This window comes from Streptomyces showdoensis, assembly GCF_039535475.1.
Lineage (GTDB): Bacteria > Actinomycetota > Actinomycetes > Streptomycetales > Streptomycetaceae > Streptomyces > Streptomyces showdoensis.
This window is the reverse complement of record NZ_BAAAXG010000026.1, coordinates 3754906-3768283: the sequence shown is the minus strand read 5'-3', so window position 1 is coordinate 3768283 and position 13378 is coordinate 3754906. Positions and strand designations below refer to the sequence as shown.

General features: G+C 73.1%; 11 protein-coding genes. 3 read left to right on the top strand and 8 right to left on the bottom strand.

What is annotated here, in order from left to right:
* Window positions 1–200: 200 nt before the first annotated feature.
* The 5 genes from ABD981_RS30230 to uvrC all read right to left on the bottom strand — a co-directional run bounded on the left by ABD981_RS30230 (window position 201) and on the right by uvrC (window position 8368).
* On the bottom strand, window positions 201–3161 hold the full coding sequence (locus ABD981_RS30230) for a M14 family metallopeptidase (RefSeq protein WP_046911892.1): 2961 nt from the start codon (window positions 3159–3161) through the stop codon (window positions 201–203).
* Between the two features lie 167 nt (window positions 3162–3328).
* Window positions 3329–4318 (bottom strand): DNA-binding protein WhiA, encoded by a 990-nt coding sequence (gene whiA / locus ABD981_RS30225; protein WP_046911893.1) that lies wholly within the window; start codon window positions 4316–4318, stop codon window positions 3329–3331.
* Window positions 4309–5337, bottom strand: a complete 1029-nt coding sequence (locus ABD981_RS30220; RefSeq protein ID WP_046911894.1) for a gluconeogenesis factor YvcK family protein — start codon at window positions 5335–5337, stop codon at window positions 4309–4311. Before ABD981_RS30220 ends, whiA begins: the two co-directional genes overlap by 10 nt.
* Window positions 5334–6371 carry an RNase adapter RapZ gene (gene rapZ, locus ABD981_RS30215; protein ID WP_123955193.1) on the bottom strand — a complete coding sequence of 346 codons (1038 nt, stop codon included), beginning with the start codon at window positions 6369–6371 and terminating at the stop codon, window positions 5334–5336. The genes ABD981_RS30220 and rapZ overlap by 4 nt, the downstream gene beginning before the upstream one ends.
* Complete coding sequence (gene uvrC, locus ABD981_RS30210) at window positions 6368–8368, bottom strand: excinuclease ABC subunit UvrC (protein WP_046911895.1); 2001 nt, start codon at window positions 8366–8368, stop codon at window positions 6368–6370. Before uvrC ends, rapZ begins: the two co-directional genes overlap by 4 nt.
* Window positions 8369–8405: 37 nt before the next feature.
* On the opposite strand from uvrC, the gene ABD981_RS30205 reads away from it, so the two are divergent.
* Window positions 8406–9182, top strand: a complete 777-nt coding sequence (locus ABD981_RS30205; RefSeq protein WP_240495478.1) for an SDR family NAD(P)-dependent oxidoreductase — start codon at window positions 8406–8408, stop codon at window positions 9180–9182.
* A 75-nt stretch (window positions 9183–9257) separates the two neighbouring features.
* Here the strand turns inward: ABD981_RS30205 and ABD981_RS30200 are convergent, their stop codons facing one another.
* Together ABD981_RS30200 and ABD981_RS30195 are read right to left on the bottom strand one after the other, a co-directional pair.
* A complete protein-coding gene (locus ABD981_RS30200) occupies window positions 9258–10073 on the bottom strand; it encodes a hypothetical protein (RefSeq protein WP_046911908.1) in 816 nt (271 codons plus the stop codon).
* Between the two features lie 5 nt (window positions 10074–10078).
* A complete protein-coding gene (locus tag ABD981_RS30195; RefSeq protein ID WP_046911897.1) occupies window positions 10079–10684 on the bottom strand; it encodes a papain-like cysteine protease family protein in 606 nt (201 codons plus the stop codon).
* A gap of 235 nt (window positions 10685–10919) precedes the next feature.
* Between ABD981_RS30195 and ABD981_RS30190 the strand changes: the two genes are divergently transcribed.
* Entirely contained in the window at window positions 10920–11849 is a 930-nt protein-coding gene (locus tag ABD981_RS30190) for a hypothetical protein (RefSeq protein WP_046911898.1), read from the top strand.
* Between the two features lie 22 nt (window positions 11850–11871).
* Here the strand turns inward: ABD981_RS30190 and ABD981_RS30185 are convergent, their stop codons facing one another.
* Window positions 11872–12297 carry a Rieske (2Fe-2S) protein gene (locus tag ABD981_RS30185; protein WP_046911899.1) on the bottom strand — a complete coding sequence of 142 codons (426 nt, stop codon included), beginning with the start codon at window positions 12295–12297 and terminating at the stop codon, window positions 11872–11874.
* Between the two features lie 136 nt (window positions 12298–12433).
* Here ABD981_RS30185 and ABD981_RS30180 point away from each other — a divergent pair, with 136 nt between their 5' ends.
* Window positions 12434–13327 carry a carbohydrate kinase family protein gene (locus ABD981_RS30180; protein ID WP_046911900.1) on the top strand — a complete coding sequence of 298 codons (894 nt, stop codon included), beginning with the start codon at window positions 12434–12436 and terminating at the stop codon, window positions 13325–13327.
* Window positions 13328–13378 lie beyond the last annotated feature (51 nt).

Genomic DNA, 13378 nt, shown 5'->3' with positions numbered 1-13378 from the left:
TTCTCTTTTGGGATGTCCCCGACCGCTTACGACCCTACCTCTCCCAGCGGCCGAGAGTGACATCCAGTGCAGCCGTACGCGCCCTGAAAGTGCTGGAAAAAGGCCGACAGCCCTTACCTACCAAGAGGTAAGGGCCATCGCGGGACCTTCGCCCCCACTACGGAGAGTGACCGAAATCCATGCTCGCCTGAGCGGCCGGATCAGCGTCGGAGCGAATTAAGGGCCTTTCCGAGCAGAGCCGCCCGATCCGCCGCATTCGGGACGTGCTCCAGACCGAAGCCGAAGAGGACGGTGTCACGGGTGGTGACCGACGCCTGGGAGTGGAAGAGCGCCTCGGAACGGGTCCAGTCGGATCCGTTCCCGGGGCTGCCGGCCGGAGCACCCGGTACGGACCAGTTTCCGGTCCCGGTCTCGAAGCCCTCGGTCTCGGCGACGGCGCCGGCGGAGAGCCGGAGGTCGTCGACGAAGGCGCCCATCTCGCCGGTGCCCGGGTCGGAGACGTAGGAGACGGCCAGCTCGACCTGCTTGCCCGCGTACGCGCTCAGGTCGATCTTCGCCTGCCGCCAGCCGTTGGAGGGGCCGGTGAAGGCGTTCCAGGCGCCGGTGGTGCCGGTGGCGGCGCAGCCGTCCTCGCCGACCGTGAGGTAGTGGGCGAGGAAGGGGTGGCCGCGCACGTAGTAGCCCTCGCCGCAGTCGGCGGGCGGCTCGGCGGAGGTGCCGCCGTTGGCGTCGGGCAGGGTGGTCCAATCGTCCTGGCCGACGGTGTGGGCCTCGACGATCACGTTGTCGTACCCCGGCTCGGTGTCGTAGCTGACCTGGAAGGTCAGGTTCGGCTGCTGGGCGGCGACGACGCCGGTGAGGTCCACGGTCCTGGCGAGCCGCGCCCAGGTGTTGTCCGAGTGCCGCAGGGCAGCGAACCGGCTCCCCTCGTAGGGCTCGAAGGGGGTCCGGATGCCCGGGTAGTCGCCCGCCGAGGCGCTGTCGGCGAACTGCGGGAAGAGCGCGGGCTTCAGGGTGTCGGAGGTGACGGTGTAGGCGCCCGCGTTGTCGAGCGGGTTGCCCTCCGCAGCGCCGAGCGGCGCGCCGGCGCCGCCGAGGCGGCCGGCTCCGGCGAAGGAGACCGGGCCGTTCAGACCGGCCCTGCGGTAGGCGCCGAGGTAGTACTGGGCGAAGTCGTTGGACTCGGCCCGGCCGATGGTGACCAGGCCGCCGGACTTCTCGCCCGCGTTGATCAGCTTGCCGCCCTCGTTGAGGTAGGCGCGGACCGCGAGCAGCGAGCCGCCGGAGGGCTGCTCGGCGCCGGAGTACCAGACGACGGTGCGGAAGTGGCTCAGCACGCCGAGGGGGTGCGGGGCGCCCTGGGTGGCGACGTCCCAGACGGCGGCCCGCCGGCCGTTGGCGGCGACGGCCTTCACATAGGCGTCGGCGTTCTTCGCGGCGGCGGTGCCGCCCTCCTCGGCGAGGACGAGGACGTCGCCGCGGGGCCGCTCGGCCACGGTGTACGTGAACGGGGCGGACGCGGTGGCCCTGCCCTCGCGGGTGCGGGCCGTGTACCAGACCTCGACCTTGTCGCCGGGCCGGGTGCCCTCGACCTCGGCGCGGAACTGGTCGAAGTAGAGGTTGTCCTCGCCGCCGAAGGTCTCGCCGCCCTTCCAGGGCTCCAGGCCCTCGCGGTGGGTGCGGCCGCCGTTGATCCGGTAGTTGAGGGTCTTGGCGCGCAGCGACTTGCGGGCGGTGACGGCGACCTCCTGCTCCTGGCCGCGGGCGGCGTAGGAGGTGGCGAAGGCGTCCGGGGTGAAGTCGGGGGCCTCGATGCCCACCGGGGAGACGGGCCGGTCCGGGTGGGCGGCGGTCTCGGCGACGGCGAGCGCGAAGGGGATGTTCTTGGCGAACTCGGCCTGGATCAGCTTCTCGTCGTCGGGGAAGGTGAAGACGGAGGCGCAGTCCGCCGGGTTCCAGGCGTCGTTCGGGTCGACGCGGGAGGCGGTGGCGCAGGTCGACATCTCCGGGGTGAACATCTGCATCCCGTTGACGTTGGCGGCGTGTCCGTCGGCCTCGCCGTTGGTGATGTAGAGCTCCGAGGAGACCTGCGGGCGGTAGCCGGGGACCGCGGACTTCTGCGGGGTGCCGGCGAGCGCCCTGAGGGCCACGTCGTCGGGGGTGTCGGTGGCGACCTGCCAGCCCACGCCGTACAGCAGCAGCTGGGCGGCGGAGTGGTAGTTGATGCCGTACTGGAAGCCGATGCGCTTCTCGAAGGCGTCCAGGGCGCGGGTCTCCGGCTCGGAGGCGGCGCGCGGGCCGCGATAGGTCTCGTCGGCCGCGTCGGGCGACGAGCCCTCGTCGTCGTAGCCCCACTTGTAGCCGAAGTTGCGGTTGAGGTCGACGCCGTCGCCGGACTCGATGCGCCCGTCGCCGTTGTTGTCGCGCAGGTTCTTGCGCCACTGGCGGTTGGCCGGGTCGGCGTGGGTGTAGTCGTAGCCGTCGGGGTTGGCGGAGAGCACGAACCACAGCTCGGTGGTGTCGACGATCCGGGTGAGGCGGCTGTCCTTGCCGTAGCCGTCGAGGTAGTGGTGCATCAGCCGCCGGGTCATCTCGGGGGTGATCCACTCGCGGGCGTGCTGGTTGGACATGTACAGCGTGGCGGGCCGCGAGCCGTCCCTGCTCTTGGCGGCGCCCTTGCTGATCTTGAGGGCGAGGATGTCCTGGCCCTTGACGGTCTTGCCGATCGAGACGACCTTGGTGATCCCCGGGTGGGACCGGGCGGTGTCCATGATCTCCTGCTTGAGCCCGCCGGGGCCGCCGTACGGGCGGAAGACTCCGTCCCCGGCGCCCGCGACCCGCTTCTCCGCCTGGGCGGAGAGGGTGTGCTCGGTGATCCGGACGCCCTCGCCGCGCAGTTTCCCGGCTTGCGCGTCGGTGAGGTAGAGCTCGACGGTGGCGGAGCCCTCGGCGGGCACCTGCTCGCTCAGTTCGCGGGCGTCGGTGCCGGCGTCCAGGAGGAGCGGCAGCTGCTCCTGGGAGACCTCGGCCCGCCACACGGAGAGTCCGTCGCCCTGGCCGGCGCCGTCGGCGTTCGGCTGCGCCCCGGCGACGGGTGCCGCCGCCAGTCCCGCGATCACCAGTGAAGCGGCGGCGACCGCCGCCCTCACCCTGCGCCTCATAAGCCCCCCTTGCTCTTGTCTGCCACGAAAGTGAACAGACGCCAGGCTCGTGGTGACTCACGGGCCTCGTCAAGGGTGCGTACGGCGTGCCGAAACGGAAGCTGCCGGCGCCTCAGAAGGGCACCGGCAGCGCGGAGTTGAACGGAATCGGCCGTTCTGGTGAGGGGTCAGCCGACGAGGCTGTCGTCCAGCTCCTCCGTCAGGTTGGACTCGGTCCCGGGGATGCCCAGGTCCTGCGCCCGCTTGTCCGCCATCGCGAGCAGCCGGCGGATCCGGCCGGCCACCGCGTCCTTGGTCAGCGGCGGGTCGGCGAGCGCGCCCAGCTCCTCCAGGGAGGCCTGCTTGTGCTCCATGCGCAGCCGGCCGGCCGCGGCGAGGTGCTCGGGCACCTCGTCGGCGAGGATCTCCAGGGCCCGCTGCACCCGGGCGCCCGCGGCGACCGCCGCGCGGGCCGAGCGGCGCAGGTTGGCGTCGTCGAAGTTGGCCAGCCGGTTGGCAGTGGCGCGGACCTCGCGGCGCATCCGCCGCTCCTCCCAGGCCAGCACCGACTCGTGCGCGCCGAGCCGGGTCAGCAGGGCACCGATGGCGTCGCCGTCGCGGACCACCACCCGGTCCACGCCGCGCACCTCGCGGGCCTTCGCCGCGATGGAGAGCCGGCGGGCCGCGCCGACCAGGGCGAGGGCGGCCTCCGGGCCCGGGCAGGTCACCTCCAGGGAGGAGGAGCGGCCCGGCTCGGTCAGCGAGCCGTGCGCCAGGAAGGCGCCGCGCCAGGCCGCCTCCGCGTCACAGGTGGCACCCGACACGACCTGCGGGGGCAGTCCCCGGATGGGGCGGCCGCGGCCGTCCACCAGGCCGGTCTGGCGGGCCAGCTGGTCGCCGCCCGCCACCACGCGCACCACGAAGCGCGAGCCCCGGCGCAGTCCGCCGGGCGCCATCACGATCAGTTCCGAGCTGTGCCCGAAGATCTCCAGGATGTCCCGCTTGAGGCGGCGGGCCGCCATCGCGGTGTCCAGCTCCGCCTCGATCACGATCCGGCCGCTCACCAGGTGCAGCCCGCCCGCGAACCGCAGGATCGACGAGACCTCGGCCTTCCTGCAGCAGGTCCGGGTGACGGGGAGCCGGGAGATCTCGTCCTTCACCGCTGCCGTCATCGCCATGGGCCGATCCTTCCATGCATCCGAAAAATACGGTCGTACGCGGCGGCCAACAGCTCCGGGTCGTGCTTCGGAGCACCGTCGGGCCTGGCCACCGGCGCCAGCTCGACCGCGGCGCCGAGCCGCTTGGCGGCGTCGGCGAGGGACTCGCGATCGGGCACGGCGGCCTCGTCGGCCAGCACCACGTCCAGGGCGAGTTTAGGGGCGTGTCGTGCCAAAACCTCCAAATGACGCTGCGGGGAGAAGCCCTCTGTTTCTCCGGGCTGCGGCGCGAGGTTCAGCGAGAGCACCCGGCGGGCCTTGGTCTCCACCAGGGCGTCGAGCAGCTCGGGCACCAGCAGGTGCGGGATCACCGAGGAGAACCAGGACCCCGGGCCGAGCACCACCCAGTCCGCGTCCAGGACCGCCTCGACGGCCTCGGGCACGGCCGGCGGGTCGTGCGGCACCAGGTGGACGGACTGCACCTCGCCGGGGGTGAGGGCCACGGTGGCCTGGCCGCGGACGGTGTCCACGTCGAGCGGGCGCTCCGGGTCGTGGCCCTTGACCAGGGCCTGGAGCTCCAGCGGCACGGCGGACATGGGCAGCACCCGGCCGTGCGCGCCGAGCAGCTTGCCGACCAGGTCGAGGGCCTGGACGGGGTCGCCGCCCAGCTGCTCCCAGAGCGCGACGATCAGCAGGTTGCCGACCGCGTGGCCGTGCATCTCGCCCTTGGACTGGAAGCGGTGCTGGATCACCCGGGCCCAGGTCTGGCCCCAGTCGTCGTCGCCGCAGAGCGCCGCGAGCGCCTTGCGCAGGTCGCCGGGGGGCAGCACGCCCAGCTCCTCGCGGAGCCGGCCGCTGGAGCCCCCGTCGTCGGCGACGGTGACCACGGCGGTCAGGTCGCCGGTGATGCGGCGCAGGGCGGCGAGGGAGGCCGAGAGCCCCATGCCGCCGCCGAGGGCGACGACCTTGGGCTGGGCACCGCGCCTGCGGAGCGTGCGCCGCACCGAGAGGGTGGACGCGCGCCGCTTGTACGGCTTCACTCGCGCCCCATGTCCCGGTGCACGACGACGGTCTCGACGCCCTCCGCGGCGATCCGGGCGGCCAGCTTCTCGGCGGTGGCCACGGAGCGGTGCTTGCCGCCCGTGCAGCCGACGGCGATCGTCACGTACCGCTTGCCCTCGCGGCGGTATCCGGCGGCGATCAGCTGGAGCAGCTCGGTGTAGCGGTCGAGGAACTCCTTGGCGCCGGGCTGGTTGTAGACGTAGTTGGCGACCTCTTCGTTCAGACCGGTGAAGGGGCGCAGCTCGGGGACCCAGTGCGGGTTGGGCAGGAAGCGCATGTCGACGACGAGGTCGGCGTCGACGGGCAGGCCGTACTTGAAGCCGAAGGACATCACGGTGGCCCGCAGCTCGGGCTCCTCCTCGCCGGCGAACTGGGCGTCCATCTTGGCGCGCAGCTCGTGGACGTTGAGGCTGGAGGTGTCGATCACCAGGTCGGCGTCGCCGCGCAGCTCGCGCAGCAGGTCGCGCTCGGCGGCGATGCCGTCGACGATGCGGCCGTCGCCCTGCAGGGGGTGCGGGCGGCGGACCGACTCGAAGCGGCGGACCAGGGCGTCGTCGGAGGACTCCAGGAAGACGATCCGGCGGGTGACCTGCTTGGAGTCGAGGTCGGCGAGGGAGTCGCGGAGGTTGTCGAAGAACTGCCGGCCGCGGACGTCGACGACGACCGCGATCCGGGCCACGTTGCCCTGCGAGCGGGCGCCGAGCTCCACCATGGTGGGGATCAGCGCGGGCGGCAGGTTGTCGACGACGAACCAGCCGAGGTCCTCCAGGCACTTCGCCGCGGTGGACCGGCCTGCTCCGGACATGCCGGAGATGATCACCAGTTCGGGGGTGGCCGCGTCGGCGTTGTTCTCGCCCGCGGGCTCGGTGGTGCCCGTGTCCATGTCTGGCGCTCCGTCTTCGTGCTCGTTGTGCGGGTCGTGCGGGTCGTGCGGGTCGCTCTGGTGGTTCTGGTCGCTCTGGTGCTGCTCGGCCTGCGGTTCGTTCGCGTGCTGCCGGTCGTGCGTGGTCATGCCGTCGTGCCCCCGTCGTCTTCCATGATCTCTCCTGTTGCCGTGTTCACGGCGGGCGCGGCCGGGGCCGCCGTCGCGAGCGCCACCGCCACGGCCTCCGCCGTCTTGCGGCCCATGCCGGGGACCTCGCAGATCTGCTCGATTGTCGCCTGTCGGAGGCGTTTGACCGAGCCGAAATGCTTGATGAGTGCCTGTTTGCGGGTCTCGCCGAGGCCGGGGACGGCGTCCAGGGGGCTGCTGCGGATGCGCTTGTTCCGCTTGGACCTCTGGTAGCGGATGGCGAAATCGTGAGCCGTGTCACGTACCCGCTGGAGGAGGTACAGCCCCTCGCTGGAGCGGGGCAGCACCACCGGGTCGTCGTCGCCGGGCAGCCAGACCTCCTCCAGGCGCTTGGCGAGGCCGCAGACGGCGATGTCGTCGATGCCGAGCTCGTCCAGGGCCCGCCGGGCCGCCGCCACCTGCGGCTGTCCGCCGTCGACCACGACGAGCTGCGGCGGGTAGGCGAAGCGCTTGGGGCGCCCCTCGTCGTCGCGGCCCTCGGGCGCGTCGGCCGCCTCCTCCGCCGGGACCTCGCCGTCCACCCACTCGCCGGTCCTCTCCTTCTCGGCGAGGTAGCGCTTGAACCGGCGGCTGATCACCTCGTGCATGGACCGGACGTCGTCCTGCCCCTCGAAGCCCTTGATCTGGAAGCGGCGGTACTCGCTCTTGCGCGGCAGCCCGTCCTCGAAGACGACCATGGAGGCCACGACGTCCTCGCCCTGGAGGTGGGAGATGTCGAAGCACTCGATGCGCAGCGGAGCCGAGTCGAGGTCCAGGGCGTCGGCGATCTCCTCCAGGGCCCGGGAGCGGGTGGTGAGGTCGCTGGCCCGCTTGGTCTTGTGCAGCACGAGGGCCTGCTGCGCGTTGCGCGCGACGGTCTCCATCAGGTCCTTCTTGTCGCCGCGCTGCGGGACCCGCAGCGAGACGTTGGACCCGCGGCGGCCGGAGAGCCAGGCGGTGACCGCCTCGGCGTCCTCCGGCAGGGCGGGCACCAGCACCTCCTTGGGGACCGCGTCGCCGGTCTCCTCGCCGTACAGCTGCTGGAGGGCGTGCTCGACGAGCCCGGCGGTGTCGACGGCCTCGACCTTGTCGGTGACCCAGCCGCGCTGGCCGCGGACCCGGCCGCCGCGGACGTGGAAGATCTGGACGGCGGCCTCCAGCTCGTCCTCGGCGAGCGCGATCAGGTCGGCGTCGGTGGCGTCGGCGAGGACGACCGCGCTCTTCTCCATGGCCTTGCGCAGCGCCCCTATGTCGTCGCGCAGCCGGGCGGCCTTCTCGTACTCCATGTCCTCGGCCGCGACCATCATCTGCTTCTCCAGCCGGCGCAGGTACGTGCCGGTGCGGCCGGTCATGAAGTCGCAGAAGTCCTCGGCCAGTTCGCGGTGCTCCTCGGGGGTGACCCGGCCGACGCAGGGCGCCGAGCACTTGCCGATGTAGCCGAGCAGGCAGGGCCGGCCGGCCGAGGCGGCGTTGCGGAACACGCCCGCGGAGCAGGTCCGCACCGGGAACACCCGCAGCATCAGGTCGACGGTCTCGCGGATCGCCCACGCGTGCGCGTACGGCCCGAAGTAGCGCACGCCCTTCTTCTTGTGGCCGCGCATGACCTGGACCCGCGGATACTCCTCGTTCAGCGTGACCGCGAGGTACGGATAGCTCTTGTCGTCCCGGTACTTCACGTTGAAGCGGGGGTCGAACTCCTTGATCCAGGAGTACTCCAGCTGCAGCGCCTCGACCTCGGTCGACACGACGGTCCACTCCACGGAGGCGGCCGTGGTCACCATCGTCGCCGTCCGCGGGTGCAGGCTCGCGAGCGGCTGGAAGTAGTTCGCCAGGCGCTGCCGGAGGGACTTCGCCTTCCCGACGTAGATCACCCGGCGGTGCTCGTCGCGGAATTTGTAGACCCCCGGCGAGTCGGGGATCTGTCCCGGCTTCGGGCGGTAGCTGGAGGGGTCGGCCATGGTTCCCACCCTACTGGCGGGGACCGACACTCCGACCGTGCGCGCTCGTTGGCCGGACATGGCGAACGAGGTTTCAGGACGGCTCGCGGACCGGGTGTGCGTGGTCACCGGTGCGGCGAGCGGGATCGGCCGGGCGACGGCGCTGCGCTTCGCGCGCGAGGGCGCCCGCGTGGTGGCGACGGACGTGGACGCGGAGCGGCTCGGCACGCTCGGCGACGGCATGGTGACGGTGGTGGGCGACGTCTCGCGGGACGAGGACGCCCGGCGCATGATCGCCACGGCGGTCGAGCGCTTCGGCCGGCTCGACGTCCTGGTCGCGAACGCGGGGGTGATCCCGCTGCTCGACGTGACCGAGGCGACCGGCTCGGACTTCGACGAGGTGATGGCCGTGGACGGCCGGGGCATGTTCCTGACCTGCAAGTACGCGATCGAGGCGATGCGCCTCACCGGGGGCGGCGCGATCGTCTGCACCTCGTCGGTCTCGGGCGTCGCCGGCCAGGCCCGGCAGGCGGTCTACGGCCCGGCGAAGTTCGTGGCGACCGGACTCACCAAGCACCTGGCGGTGGAGTGGGCCGCCCACGGCATCCGGGTCAACGCGGTCGCCCCCGGCACGATCGAGACCGAACGCGTCGCCGCCGTCCGCGGGGAACCGGGCGGCCCCGCCTACCTGGACACCGTCGCCCGGGCCCACCCGATGGCCCGCTTCGGCCGCCCGGAGGAGGTCGCCTCGGCCATCCTCTTCCTGGCCTCGGACGAGTCCTCCTTCGTGACGGGGGCGGTGCTGCCGGTGGACGGGGGGTATCTGGCGCAGTAACGCCGCCCGCCCGCTCCCCGGACGGAACCCGGGGAGCGGGCAGGCACGACGCGACGGCGCCCCGCCGCTCGTACCTCAGGCCTCCCGGGACCCGCGCCGCCTCCGTATCGCCGCGGTCGCGGTCAGCCCGAGGACCAGGACGGCCCCGGCCCCCGCCGCGGTGGACGCGGCGGTGACAGCGGGCCCGTCGGAGACCGCGGGCGCGGCCACCGCCGGGGCGGGAGCGGAGGTGTCGAACCCGCCCGCCGCCCCCTTCTTCGCGTACGCGGACCCCGGCAGCTTGTCCCCGTACGCCTTCACCACCCGCTCCCGGTACGCGACGAGGCTGGTCCCGTTCTTCCCGACCGCCCGCACCGCGTCCTCGTCCAGCGGCAGCACCTTCGCCCCCTTCTGGACGTACCACGCGTCGATCTGCGGCTCGCGGAAGACGGTCCCGCCGGGCAGCGCCCGCAGGCCCTGTCGCGCGTAGCGCACCTCGTCGTCGCCGGTGGCGATGTTCACCACCCGCCAGCCGCCGGCCCCGCGCACGGTCCACAGCGAGGCGGTCTGGCCGTCGGCGGCGACCGCCCTGCTCGCGTGGAACTCCACGCGGGCGACGGGCGCCCCCGGCTTCCCGGCGACGAAGTCCGGCGAGAGGATCCGCACCGGCACGGACGCGCCCTCGATCCGGGGCGCGGCCGCGGACCGCGCGAGGGCGGCGCTGCCCTTGGCGTCCCGGGCGAAGAAGCGGGCGAGCGTGTCGAGCGTCTGCGGCGCCGCCACCGCCTGCTCGGGGGTGGGGGCGGTCGGCGGGACCGGGGCCGGGGCCGCGTCGGCCGGGGCGGCCCCGAGGACGACCAGGGCGGCGGCGGTCAGCAGGCCCGCGCCCAGGGCACGTGTGCGTACGGTCATCGTCGTCACGCCCCGATCCGGTAGAGCGAGTGGGTCCAGGAGAAGGAGTTGTTGTTCACGTACCAGTCGTGCGAGGCCCAGTTGTAGCGGTCGCTGGACGGCCAGGGGTCGCCCCAGTAGACCCAGCTGTTGGCGTCGTCGTAGCCGTAGATCACGTGCATGTGGCCGCCGCCGCTGGACCACTGGATCCGGGTCTCGACCGGCCGGTTGGCGTTGATCTCGGTCTGCACGGTGGAGTAGCGCAGCCAGCCGTCCACGTACGAGCCGGGGTTGATGCCCGCCCAGCTCAGCCCGGTCTGGACGTTGCCGAGGGTGGCCTGCGAGTTGGGGCACTCGTAGCCCTGCTGGCGGTTGAAGGCGGCGTTGCAGAACTGGTTCTGGCTGTAGGAGCGGCCGAACCAGGTGGCGATGGTGTTGCCGGCCGCCGCCCAGCACCAGTTGGTCTTCTGCTGGGCCTGCATGGTGATGTTGAGGCGCTTGTAGGCGTACGCCGACACGGTGTCGCCCTGCGTCCCTGAGCCGTCCGGCGCGGCGGACGCCGGCGTGGCGGGCAGGACGAAGAGTGCGGCGGCCGCGGCGAGTGCCGCGAAGGAGAGCTTTCTCTTGCGCATCGCGTTCCTCCCGAGGTGGGGATGTGGGGAGTTGGAGGAGAGGAGCGCGTCCGGACGCTGGTCAGGAGCATCGGCCGTTGTCCGGAACGGGTCAACACGCTTCAATGCGGGATGACGGCGAGCTGTGAACGGTGTGACCCGGCTGTGAACAGCGGCCCCCGGTCCACCAGCCCGCCCGTCCCGGGCGGTGCCGTACTCGTCCCGCCCTGACGTGAACGTTCACTGAGGAGTCCTCGTGGGTCACACCGAGGCCGATCTGGCGCAGTTGCTGCACACCGGCCCGTTCCACCTGGCGCTGCGCACGGCGCTCGCGGTGCGCGGGCTGCCGCTCCAGCGGGTCCAGCACCATCTGGCGCACCGGGGCATCAAGGTCGGGGTGACCTCGCTGAGCTACTGGCAGCAGGGCGCCCGCCGCCCGCAGCGGCCCGAGTCGATGAAGGCGGTCCGGGCCCTGGAGGAGGTGCTCCAGCTGCCGGGGAACTCGCTCATCCGGCTGCTCGCCGAGGACGTCGCCGCCCGCGCCGACGTGGAGCGCCCGGCGACCCGCTCGTACCGCTCGCTGGTGGAGGCCTCCGGGGTGGTGGAGGAGCTGCTGGCCGAGCTGGAGAGCCCGGCGGACGGCGGGCTGCACACGGTGGGCCACCACGAGCGGGTGCGGATCGGGGCGGGGCGGGAGCTGCTCGGCCGGGACTCGCAGCAGGTGGTGCGGGCGCACCGGGACGGCATCGACCGCTATCTGGCGATCCACTGGGGCGACCCCGGCTGCGATCCGTCCCGGGTGGAGGTGCGGGCGGCGGAGAACTGCCGGACCGGGCGGGTGCGGCGGCACGTGGAGGCGGGGGTGGTGGTCGCGGAGCTGCTCTTCGACACGCGGCTGCGGGCCGGCGACACGTACTTCTTCTCGTACGGCTTCGAGGACGGGACGGGCGGTACGAGCCGGGAGTACGTGCGGGGCTTCAGCTTCGCGGGCGGGCAGTACGTGCTGCAGGTGCGCTTCGACGAGGCGGCGCTGCCGGTGCGGTGCCGGCGGTTCGCCCAGGCGTCGGCGGGTGCGCCGCGCGGCGGCCGGGCCGAGCTGACGGTGAGCGGCCGGCACCGCGCGGTGCACCTGGTGGAGCAGGGGGTGCGCCCGGGGATCCTGGGGATCGACTGGGACTGGGCCTAGCGGCGGCCCTGCGTCTCGGGCTCTACGCCTCGGGGCCGGCGATCAGCTTGCCGTTCTCGACGCGGACCGGGACCTCGGGCAGCGGCACGGTCGCCGGGCCCTGGAGCGCCTTGCCGGTGGTCACGTCGAAGCGGCTGCCGTGGCAGGGGCAGTTGCCCTCGTTGTCCTCGATCTTGTCGAGGACGCAGCCGGCGTGGGTGCACTGGGCGCTGAACGCCTTGTACTGACCCTTGGCGGGGCAGTGCACCAGGAGGCGCTGCTCGCGGTAGAGCTTGGCGCCGCCGACGGGGACCTCGTCGGGCGCGCCGAGGGCGACCGGCGCGGTCGGGGTCGGGGTCTGGGCGTGGCCCAGCTTGGAGTCCGTGGAGCAGGCGGAGACACCCAGCCCGGCGGCCCCGGCGAGGGCGGCGCCTTTCAGCACGGTGCGGCGGGTGGACTGGCCGGACATGAGCGCTCCACGGGTTCACGGGGAAATCGGGGACAAGCCACCCGAAGCGGGTGACCCGAACGACGATACCGGCGCGCTCGCGGGGGCCTGCGGCGGGGCTGTCGTGACGGGTGGGGCATGGGTTACCTTCCGGTACGTGATCGTCGTCGCCGGTGAATCCCTGATCGACCTGGTTCCGGACGGGGCCGCTGGCCCCCTGTCCCCGCTGCTGCCCCGGCCGGGCGGCGGCCCGTACAACACGGCGGTGGCCCTCGGGCGGATCGGCGCGGAGGCCGCCTTCTGCTCCCGGGTCTCGACCGACGCCTTCGGCGAGGCCCTGCTCGGCGGCCTGCGGGCGGCGGGGGTGGCGACCGGGCTCGTGCAGCGCGGGCCCGAGCCGACGAGCCTGGCGGTGGCCTCGGTGGGCCCGGACGGCTCCGCGCGCTACGGCTTCTACGTGGAGGGCACGGCGGACCGCCTCTTCGTGCTCCCCGAGCGGCTGCCGGAGGGGGTGCGGGCCGTGGCCTTCGGGACCTGCTCGCTGGCCCTGGAGCCGGGCGCGAGCGCGTACGAGGAGCTGCTGCGGCGCTCGTCCCGGGAGGGCGTCTTCACCCTGCTCGACCCGAACGTGCGGCCCGGCCTGATCCCGGACCCGGCGGCCTACCGGGACCGCTTCGCGGGCTGGCTGCCGTACGTCTCGCTGCTGAAGCTCTCGGAGGAGGACGCGGCCTGGCTGGGCGGCTCCCCGGCCGGCTTGCTGGAGCGGGGCCCGGGGGCGGTGGTCCTGACCCGGGGCGCCGGGGGCCTGACGGTCTTCACGCGCGGGTTCGAGGTGTCGGTGCCGGCGGTACGGGTGCGGGTGGTGGACACGATCGGCGCGGGCGACACGGTGAACGCGGCCCTGCTGCACGGGCTCGCCGGCCGCGACCCGGCCGCCCTGTCCCGGGAGGAGTGGCGGGAGCTGCTGTCCCTCGCGGCCCGGGCGGCGGCGTTGACCTGCACGAGGGCGGGCGCGGAGCCGCCGTACGGGCACGAGCTGGGCGACGGCTGAGGGGGTGGCCCCGCCGGTGTCGGCGGGGCCACCCCCTCGGGGCCGGGACGG

Excerpts from the sequence above, each read along its gene's own strand:
- ABD981_RS30200 (WP_046911908.1), bottom strand. The coding sequence starts at position 10,073 with ATGACCGTACGCACACGTGCCCTGGGCGCGGGCCTGCTGACCGCCGCC.
- ABD981_RS30230 (WP_046911892.1), bottom strand. The coding sequence starts at position 3,161 with ATGAGGCGCAGGGTGAGGGCGGCGGTCGCCGCCGCTTCACTGGTGATC.
- rapZ (WP_123955193.1), bottom strand. The coding sequence starts at position 6,371 with ATGACCACGCACGACCGGCAGCACGCGAACGAACCGCAGGCCGAGCAG.
- ABD981_RS30195 (WP_046911897.1), bottom strand. The coding sequence starts at position 10,684 with ATGCGCAAGAGAAAGCTCTCCTTCGCGGCACTCGCCGCGGCCGCCGCA.
- whiA (WP_046911893.1), bottom strand. The coding sequence starts at position 4,318 with ATGGCGATGACGGCAGCGGTGAAGGACGAGATCTCCCGGCTCCCCGTC.
- uvrC (WP_046911895.1), bottom strand. The coding sequence starts at position 8,368 with ATGGCCGACCCCTCCAGCTACCGCCCGAAGCCGGGACAGATCCCCGAC.
- ABD981_RS30185 (WP_046911899.1), bottom strand. The coding sequence starts at position 12,297 with ATGTCCGGCCAGTCCACCCGCCGCACCGTGCTGAAAGGCGCCGCCCTC.